Source organism: Mycobacterium sp. (genome assembly GCF_036490025.1).
In the GTDB taxonomy this organism is placed as follows: Bacteria; Actinomycetota; Actinomycetes; order Mycobacteriales; family Mycobacteriaceae; genus Mycobacterium.
On the sequence record NZ_DASXEP010000146.1, the window covers coordinates 1 to 8964 of the forward strand.

Here is an 8964-nt window from a genome sequence, read left to right on the forward strand (position 1 = left end):
GTATTTGTCGTTGTACCAGAAGGTGATCTTGACCCGGTCGGGCTCTGGTTCGATCTTTTCCACCTTGCCGACGGGCACGCCGAGAATCACGACGTCGTCCCCGTTGTAGATGCCGGTGCTGTTGGCGAAGTAGCCGACGACTTTCGTGCGGCCGACGCCGCTCTCCATACCCACGACCGTGACGATGCCCCCGATCAGCACCAGCACCAGCCCGATGGCCGTGCCGATTTTGGCGTTCAAAAACTTCACCGTCCGCCACCACCTGGGGTTGGGGGCCGACCAATCGGCCCCGGCCCGTTCAGCACGGGCGATTGAGACTGTGGCGATTGCCCGGGTGCGGGCTGTTCGATCGGTCCCAGAAGCGGAGGCAGGGATTGTCCTTGGCCGGGACCTGCCGGCGCGGGCAACCCAGGCGGCGGGCCGCCGGGTGGCGGCGCAGGCGGCGGCTCCCGATACGGGTAGCAGCCAGGCCCAGGCAACGCCACGCCGGGCACACCGCACTGGTGATCGTTGGGGTTTCCGGTGATGGCATCCGGAATAGTCATCCGCGGTGGTCCGCCCTGGCCGGTGCGCGGGTACGGAGCCGGCAGCGGCGGCGTTCCCGGCTGACCGACCTGCGGGTCGGCACGCTCTGTCGGCAACGCCGTATTCGGATCCAGCCCAAGGTCGGAGAAGGCCGCATCGATGAACGGCTGCAGCCACTGCCCGGGCACCAAGTTGGGAATGTAGGCCTTAAAGAACGGCCCCGAACTCACCGATTCACCCAGCCCTAAGGCGTACCTGTTAAGGCCGACGAGTGCCTTCTGCACGCGTTCCTTGCGGTTGTCGACGATCGTCAACACGCCGTTGAGCCGGTCCAGCGTCGGCTTCAACGTGTCGCGGTTCTCGGCGATGAAGCCCTTCAACTGCTGGGCCAACGCGGAGAGGTTATTGGCTATCTGGTCCAGCGCAGAGCTCTGGCTCCTGAGCTGAACCAAGAGCGAGTTGGTGTTGCCGACGAGATTGACAATTTCGTCACTGCGATCGGACAGCACCTTGGTTGCTTTGTTGGCGTTACTCAACAGGTCTCGTAGCTGCGCATCGCGCGCGTCCAGTGTCTGGGAAAACCGCGCCAACCCCTGCACTGCAACTTTCAAGTCGGGCGGCGTGTTGGAGAACGTGTCGGCCAGCACGGCAAGCGACTTCGACAGTCGATTGGTGTCCAGCCCGCTGATGGTCGTCGTGAGGTCACCCAACGCGTCGGGCAGTTGATAGGCCGGTGTCGTCCGGTCGAGCGGTATCGGAGCGCTCAGTTTCCCGTCACCCCGCGGGGTCACCTCGAGGATCTTGGTCCCGAGCAGGGTCTTCAACTTGATCGCGGCCTCGGTGCGGTCGCCGAGGCGAATGTTGTTGGCAACATCGAACGTGACGAGCACCCTCGGCCCGTCCAATTCGACGCTGGAGACCTGCCCGACCCGGAAGCCTGAGACTTGCACGATGTTGCCGGACATCAGCCCGCCCGCTTCGGCGAAATACGCCGAGTACGTCGCACCTTTGGGGAAGAACGGCAACTTGTCGTAGTTCACCGACAGCAGCATCAGCGCAAGGATGAAGCCGACACCGATGAGGCCGATGCGAATCGGGTCGCGTTCAGAGAAAGGCTTTCTCATCGGGGCGTGCACCTCCCCGTGGGCTGGTCGGCCAGCTTGACGTATATGGGCTGGCCACCCTTGCCGTTGACCTTCAATACGATTTCGCAGAAATAGAAGCTGAAGAAGTCCCCGTACATGCCTTGCCTGGTGAGTATCTGAAGGGCATCGGGCCAGGTGTTGAGAAAGTTGTCGAAATAATCGTGATCGGCCAGCACGTCCACGGCGGTTCGATCCACCTCGTGCACCACTTTGTTCAGTGGCGGGCGCGCCTGCGCCAGCAGGCCCGCAATGGAACCCGCAGCCGCGTTGGCGTAAGCCACACCGTCGCTGATGTCTTGCTTGCGGGCATTCAAACCGTCGACGAGTTCCGCGAGCGAGTCGACTGCCTTTCCGAGCTGGGCGCTCTGGCCGCCGAGCGAACCGAGCACGGAATTCAGGTTCACGACGACTTGACCGATCAATTGGTCCCGGTCGGCCAAGGTGTTGGTCAGGGCCGCGGCCTGGCTGAGAAACGAGCCGATCGTGGCGCCCTGACCCTGGAAGGCCGCGATCAATTGACCGGTCAGCTTATTCACCTGCTCCGGGTCCAGAGCGCGAAACAGCGGCCGAAAGCCACCGATCAGCGCGTCCAAGTCCAACGCGGGCTCGGTCCTACTCAGCGGGATGGTCTCACCGGGATGAAGCCTTTTGACTGCCCCGGCGCCCTCCTCCAGTGCTACATACCGGCCGCCTACCAGGTCGGCGAAGCGAATGGCGGCTCTGGTGCCCTCGGTGAGCACGACATTGTCGGCGGCGGTGAACTTGACGAGCACGGTCGAATCGGGCTGGATATCTATGCTCTTGACCTTGCCGACCTCGACGCCGGCGATCCGGACGAAGTTGCCGCCCTCCAGCCCTGACACGTTCGCGAACTGGGCCGTGTAGGTCTTCTCCGACTGGAAACGCAACTGGGCGAAGACGGCGATTAGCGCAAACGCACCAAGCACGCAGACGAGCGCGTAAACGGCGAGGCGCCACAGCGCACCTCGCAGATTCTCTCGCATCTCTGCCTTCCTCTAGGACTAGGGCTTTCAGGGTGCCGGGGCGAATGGCGGTGCCGGAGGCGGCACGCATTGTCCGGTGACGATTCCGCAGGTTGGTTGCGGCCCGACGCCCTGCACTGGCGGCACGAACGGTTCGGATCCGGCCGGCGGCGGCCCGGCTTCTCGTGGCCGACCCGGCGAAGGCGCTGGTGGCAGGCCGGGATACAGGGGCATTCCGTCCGGGGCGTATTGCTGCGCACCGTAGGGTGCCTGGCTCTGGTATCCATCCGTACCAGGGACCGGACCGGGCGCCGGGCCTCCCGGGTGACGGAGGCTGGGTGGTCGCGGTGTTCCGCGGGTGACGGGGAAATAGTCAACGTAGCCCGGGAAGCCGATACCGGGATTCGGCCGCACGTCCAGTCCGGTGCCCCACCCGGAGTGGGTGACCAGGTAGCGCTGTGGAAAGTTCTTCGACACGTCTGGCAATGACCCACAGCCAGGCTGGCCACCAGGACCACCCTTGATGTCGTTGATCGGCAGGTTGTCGGGGAATCGGTAGGTGTCGTCACCCAGAAGTAGACCGGCATCCAGGATCACCGAAAAGCCGTTATGGCCGCCGGCTACGTCGAGAAAGCCGAAATCGACAACGTTCTTCCCGCCGACCAGCAGGCAGGTGAGTTCCGGGTTGTATTTCATCAGCAGGCGAGTGGTGGGCTCGAGCAGGTTGATGCCATGCACCAGGTTGTCTTTGTTGGGACCGAGCAGGTTGACCCCGCTGTGCGAAAGTCCGGTGACGTCGAGCAGCAGCGAGTCAAGCTGCTTGGCGTTGCTGCTGATAGTGGTACTCGTGGTGCTGAGGGCGTCGAGAACCGTCACGATGTCATGCGCGGCCCCGCCGTAGGTATCGCTGAAGCCCTTGAGTGCGCGGAAATCGGCCCGGATCGTCTCATTGCGGGGATTGACCGCCATCAGAACCTGGTTGAGGTCGGTGGTCAACTCGCCGATGGCCTCCCCCTTGCCACGGAACCCGTCGGCCAACGCAGTGAGAATGGCGTTCAGTTTGGCGACGTCGACCTTGTTCAGCACACCGACCAAATTCTGAAACACGGTGTTGACCTCGGTGGTCACGTTGCGTGACTCGACCACCGCGCCAGCCCTGAGCCGCTGCCGGCTCGGGTCGGTGGGAGTGAGTAGGTCGACATACTTCGCCCCGAAAGCCGTGGTGGCGGTGATCTCGGCGCCGACGTTGGCGGGGATGTACTTGAGCTGCTCTGGGTACAGCTCCAACTGAAGCTTGACCGGCTCGCCGGGCTGAATCGAAGCAACCCGGCCGACCTGGACGCCACGCAACTTCACCTTCGCGCCGGGTTCCATCACCAGGCCAGACCGGTCCGAGGTGAGAATCACCCTGGCGTAGGGCCTGAAGTCTCTGTTGAACGCGCCGAGCGTCAGCACAAACGCGCCGATGATGACGGCAAGCAAAATCACGGTCCACAGCCCCGGGTGCAAGCCGGCCTCGCGCCGCTTCCTTCTCATCGTCGCTATCCCGACAGGTTGAAGTCGCCGGAAACCCCGTAGGCGGCCATCGCGACCGCCAACGTCACCGCTACCGCCACGACCAGCGACGCGCGCACCGCACGACCGACCGCCTCGCCGACCCCAGCCGGGCCGCCCGAGGCGTTGAAGCCGTAATAGGTGTGCACCAACATGATCGATGTCGCGGTCCCTATTACTTGCAGCATCGACCAGATCAGATCGGTCGGCTGCAGGTACGTATGGAAGTAGTGGTCGTAAACGCCGGGGGCCTGCCCGTAGGCGAAAATTACAAGGCTCCGGGTGGCCATGTAGCCAGCCAGCGAAGCCATACACCACAGCGGAACTGTGACGACCACGCCGGCCACCACCCGGGTGGAGACCAGATAGGTGATTGTCCGGATGCCCATCACCTCGAGCGCGTCGATTTCCTCGTTGATCCGCATGGCACCCAACTGCGCGGTGGCACCGGCACCGATGGTGGCCGCCAGGCCGATACAGGCGACAAGCGGCGCCGCGAGACGCGTATTGATGTACGCCGACGCGAAACCGCTCAAGGCCTGCACTCCGACGTCGGACAACGACCGGAACAGCTGGATTGCAACAAGCCCACCCACAGACATCGTCAAGGTGGTGACGACTACCACGGTGCCGCCGATGACGGCCAGTGCACCAACGCCCAGGCTCATGTTGGCGATCAGGCGCAGCGTCTCCACTTTGTAGCGGACGACGGCTTCCCACACGAAGCCCAAGGCCCTGACGTAGAACGCGGTCTGACTTCCCAGCCGGTTCCACTCGTCGAACAGCCGACGCGCGAATCTCGTCAGCCGCGGCAGCCGCAGTCCTGCGGGGGCGGCGGTCATATCGTCGCCTTCGTCGTGACTGCCGTGAACACAACGTTGATGACGAACAACGCCATGAACGTATAGACCACTGTTTCGTTGACCGCGTTGCCGACGCCTTGCGGGCCCCCACCCACCGTGATGCCCTTGTAGCAGGCGATGAAGCCGGCGATCACGCCGAACAGTGTCGCCTTGGCGAAGGCTATGACGACTTCGGTGACCCCGACGAGCAGTGTCAAGCTCGCCGCGTAGGAACCGGGATTGACGTGTTGGAAGCCGACAGAGAAGAAGTAGCTGGTGACCAGGCCGACGATGGTGTTGATGGCGTTGAGCAACAACCCGTTCACCATGAGAGCAAGCACCCTCGGAACCAGCAGGCGCTGAACCGGGTCGATTCCCATCACTCGCATCGCATCGATTTCTTCGCGGATGGTGCGAGACCCCAGCTCGGCGCACATTGCGGTGGCACCGCAGCCCGCGACCACCAACACCGTCGATATCGGGCCGATGTACACGACACACGCCAGCGCGGCGCCGGTACCGGATAGGTCAGCGGCGCCGATCTCGACTAGCAGAATGTTGATGATGAAGACGGCGAACGCGTTGAACGGGATCGAAACCATAAACGTCGGAAAGATCGTCACCCGTGCCACGAACCAGCTCTGGTGGATGAACTCACGCCAGGCCAAGGGCGGACGCACCATCTGCACCAAGATGTCCAGAGACAACGCGAAGAAGTTGCCGACCTCGCGCAGCGGCTTGGTGTAGGTCTCTGGCTTTAGCTCGTTGTCCCCGATCGGCGAACTGGCGTCCGGCGGAGCAGGTCGTGCTTCCGTCGCAACCACTAGCGCACCCGTTGGTATCTAGCCTCGGCCGACATTAGAGCGACGAATCCTCCCCGTAGCGGTTAATGACAAGCGCCGAGATCCAACATGTGGCCCGCGGCACAGCGGGACGGTACCACGACATTCAGGGGCAGCAACACATTTCCCTTTTATTCCCGACAAGTCAGGTTCAGTAGACATCTGTTGAACTAACTTCGATTTGCTGTGAGCTCCCGATAAACCAATCCGAATGTCACAACGATCGATGACCGGCCAGCCGGGCGTGCCCTCCGCTCGACGAAGGCAACCGGACCGCCTTGTACCTGGACAACCCGGGAATTCCGCTTCGCGGAGCGCGTCCGTCTGGCCTCAGAACGTCTGGGGCCGTGGTCGCGGTGGGCCCTCCGTCCCGGCTAGCGGACTGATAACTGGATAATTCGCTGAGACGAACCTTCTTCCTCTCGACTTTCATTCTGTAATTGCATAAAGGTGACCGGTTGCACTTTGCACTCCAATTATCAGGCGGCCCTATAAAGGGGGCATTATTTGAACCGTTCAAAGAATATATTCATCTATATTTCGAACGCCTCGAGAGGCTTATATGATCGTGCACCGCGCATGCATCGAGAAATAGCGAGGTGAAAAGAAAAGGGGTCGCGACACGCGCTCTGCATCGCGCACTCCGGGACCGCGGCTTGCCGAGCGGCGTTGCAGGCCGCGGGAACATATCCGACGCCCTACGCCGGAAATCGGCCCGATCGTGTCCGCCCGTCACCCGCCTGACCAGTGCTTTTCGACGCTGACGCGTGCGCACCCGGCATCGGTGGGCCTGGTTCCGGGCTCGTGTTGCCCGCAATCTCGGCACGTGCGGCCATCGTCAAAATCGTCAGCATCGTGCTCGAAGCGACCGGACAATTACGCCCGACCAACGACTGGCCGACCGCCCCGTCTCGGCTTAGGGCGGTGGCGGTTGCAAGTGGAACGCGTGAATGAGACACGTCGCGAATCCACTCACAACAGCGAAACATTTATCTATATATCGAATTAGACCATTAGCATGTTTAAGCACGTTGCTGATGAGTCCGGCGGCGCGTCTCCGGTGCTCGACCGTAGCGCGGTCGCTGCTCCTGCCTGCCCCTTGCCGACTCGATAACCGGGTCGCGGCGTCGGAGCTCGGCGAAGGTGGCCGACCGTAACTGACGCCCAAGTAAATCGCTGCTACACCAGAAGAGCCACAGCGTGCTCTTGTGAACGCTCGGCCCAAGGAACACCGTGCGCGTTCGTGGGACGCCGGCTGGCCCGCTGATGAGGACGACGTGCGCGAAGGTTGCTGGCTGCACCAGAATCGGCTACGCGGAGAAGGGCCTACGGCGCAGGCCGCTCGTCACCTCGTTGATTCCGCACACGGCGTCCGACCGTCGGCAAAACATTGCTGTTGATTCAGCGATCCCACACCGACAAGGCTGGCGGCAGCTACATTTCACTAGCGGACGCTTTGGCAAACCTGGCCGGGGGTGGGCTCGTGCAAAAACTGTTCTTCAACGCAGCAGCTGGCGCTGTGATCGCGGCGGGAGCTGCGGCGTGCTCATCGCCAACCGTGTCACCACCGCCGGGCGAAATTCCCGGAGGAACCGCCAGGGTGACCATCAACAACAGGGCCCTCCCCGCGGTGAATGCGGTGAAATGTGTGCCAATCAGGTCCCTGACGACGATCACTGCTGGTGACGCAGCCGCCGGCGTCACGGCTCTGGTCTCCAACGAAACCGGGCTTGAGGCCAAAACTGTCAGCATCAACGATATGGGCGGTTTCACCGGTAGATATTTGAGCGGGCTCGAGGGCAAAGCCGACGTGAGTATGACGGGTCGGACGTACATCTTCCATGGCACCGCTGACGGGTTCGACACTGACAACCCCAGCGTGCGGACCACTAGCGCGTTCGCGATCGAGGTCTCCTGCTAGCTGCTTGCCGAGAAGCCGCCGGGCTGCGCAGCTGCGCCATCGCGGCGTGACGGTCGCGGCAGCCGCCGCAGTGGCGCGACGACGGCTTCGTTCAAAGGGTGTCCAGGCCAGACCGCGAAAGCGTAATATATCTGCCTGATTAGGAGTTGCCCGAAAGCAGAGCTGAAGCTAAGGCGAGCAGTTGGCCGAACGGGCTTCCGCAGTAGCACCGGCCACCGCCTCGCGGCGGTAGCCAAGGAGGAGCACGATATGCCGTATCAGCCGCTGACTTTGCCCGTCCTGGTGGTCGCCGCCGGCGCCATGCTGTGCGCTACCCCCGCACATGCGGATGGTGACAACAACACGCTGATACCGAACAACAAGCGACTCAACGACGGCGTCGTTGCCAACGTTTACACCGTCCAGCATCAGGCCGGCTGCACCAACGACGTCAGAATCAACAAGCAGTTGCAGCTCGCCGCGCAGCGCCACACCCACGACGTGCTGAACAACCGCAACCTCGACGCCGACACCGGCTCCGACGGCTCAACCCCACAGGACCGCGCCAACGCAGCCGGCTTCCATGGTCAGGTTGCCGAAACGATCGCAATCAACCAATCCATCGCCATCAGCGGCAACGACTTGATCAATAGGTGGTATTACAACCCCGCGTATATGGCCATCATGTCCAATTGCGCCAACTCACAGATGGGGGTGTGGTCGGAAAACAGCCCGGATCGCACCGTCGTGGTGGCGGTCTACGGCCAGCCCCCGCAGCCTGGTCCAAACAGCCCGGGAGGTCCGCCGTCACCGCTGGCCGCCGCACAAAGCCCAGGGGGGAACATTCCGCTCGATCCCACCCCGGACTACGACGCCAGCGACGAGCTGGAGTTCGGCATCAACTGGTTCCCCTGGATTCTGCGGGGCGTCTACCCGCCGCCCGCCACCCCGCCCCAATAGGCAAGACGTCCCCATGCGCCACGAAAACGGCCCCCGGATAATTCTCCGAGGGCCGCTTCAAGTGGTAGCGGGGACAGTGTCTGGTTTCAGGACATAGTTGGCAGCTGTCTCGCGACATAGTTGACACCTCATCAGCGTGGGAGGTCAAACCATGTCCAAGGCGCAGCTCGTCATCACTGCCGTCGTGGTGGAAGGCCGCAGCAAAAGCGAAGT

At 62.6% G+C, this 8964-nt stretch carries 8 protein-coding genes; 2 read left to right on the forward strand and 6 right to left on the reverse strand.

Annotated elements, in window-relative coordinates; genetic code table 11:
* The 6 genes from VGG53_RS16590 to VGG53_RS16615 all read right to left on the reverse strand — a co-directional run.
* Positions 1 to 168: MlaD family protein (locus VGG53_RS16590; protein WP_414688980.1), on the reverse strand; the 168-nt coding region annotated here is incomplete at its 3' end.
* Between the two features lie 77 nt (positions 169 to 245).
* On the reverse strand, positions 246 to 1649 hold the full coding sequence (locus VGG53_RS16595) for an MCE family protein (RefSeq protein WP_331519160.1): 1404 nt from the start codon (positions 1647 to 1649) through the stop codon (positions 246 to 248).
* Positions 1646 to 2674, reverse strand: coding sequence for an MCE family protein (locus VGG53_RS16600; RefSeq protein ID WP_331519161.1), 1029 nt, complete (start codon positions 2672 to 2674; stop codon positions 1646 to 1648). The genes VGG53_RS16595 and VGG53_RS16600 overlap by 4 nt, the downstream gene beginning before the upstream one ends.
* A gap of 27 nt (positions 2675 to 2701) precedes the next feature.
* A complete protein-coding gene (locus VGG53_RS16605) occupies positions 2702 to 4189 on the reverse strand; it encodes an MCE family protein (RefSeq protein WP_331519162.1) in 1488 nt (495 codons plus the stop codon).
* A gap of 5 nt (positions 4190 to 4194) precedes the next feature.
* Positions 4195 to 5049, reverse strand: coding sequence for an ABC transporter permease (locus tag VGG53_RS16610; RefSeq protein WP_331519163.1), 855 nt, complete (start codon positions 5047 to 5049; stop codon positions 4195 to 4197).
* Positions 5046 to 5825, reverse strand: coding sequence for an ABC transporter permease (locus VGG53_RS16615; RefSeq protein ID WP_331519165.1), 780 nt, complete (start codon positions 5823 to 5825; stop codon positions 5046 to 5048). Before VGG53_RS16615 ends, VGG53_RS16610 begins: the two co-directional genes overlap by 4 nt.
* A 1462-nt stretch (positions 5826 to 7287) precedes the next feature.
* Here VGG53_RS16615 and VGG53_RS16620 point away from each other — a divergent pair.
* Both VGG53_RS16620 and VGG53_RS16625 read left to right on the forward strand, forming a co-directional pair.
* Entirely contained in the window at positions 7288 to 7812 is a 525-nt protein-coding gene (locus VGG53_RS16620; RefSeq protein WP_331519164.1) for a lipoprotein LpqH, read from the forward strand.
* Positions 7813 to 8061: 249 nt separating this feature from the next.
* Positions 8062 to 8751, forward strand: coding sequence for a CAP domain-containing protein (locus tag VGG53_RS16625; RefSeq protein ID WP_414688979.1), 690 nt, complete (start codon positions 8062 to 8064; stop codon positions 8749 to 8751).
* Positions 8752 to 8964 lie beyond the last annotated feature (213 nt).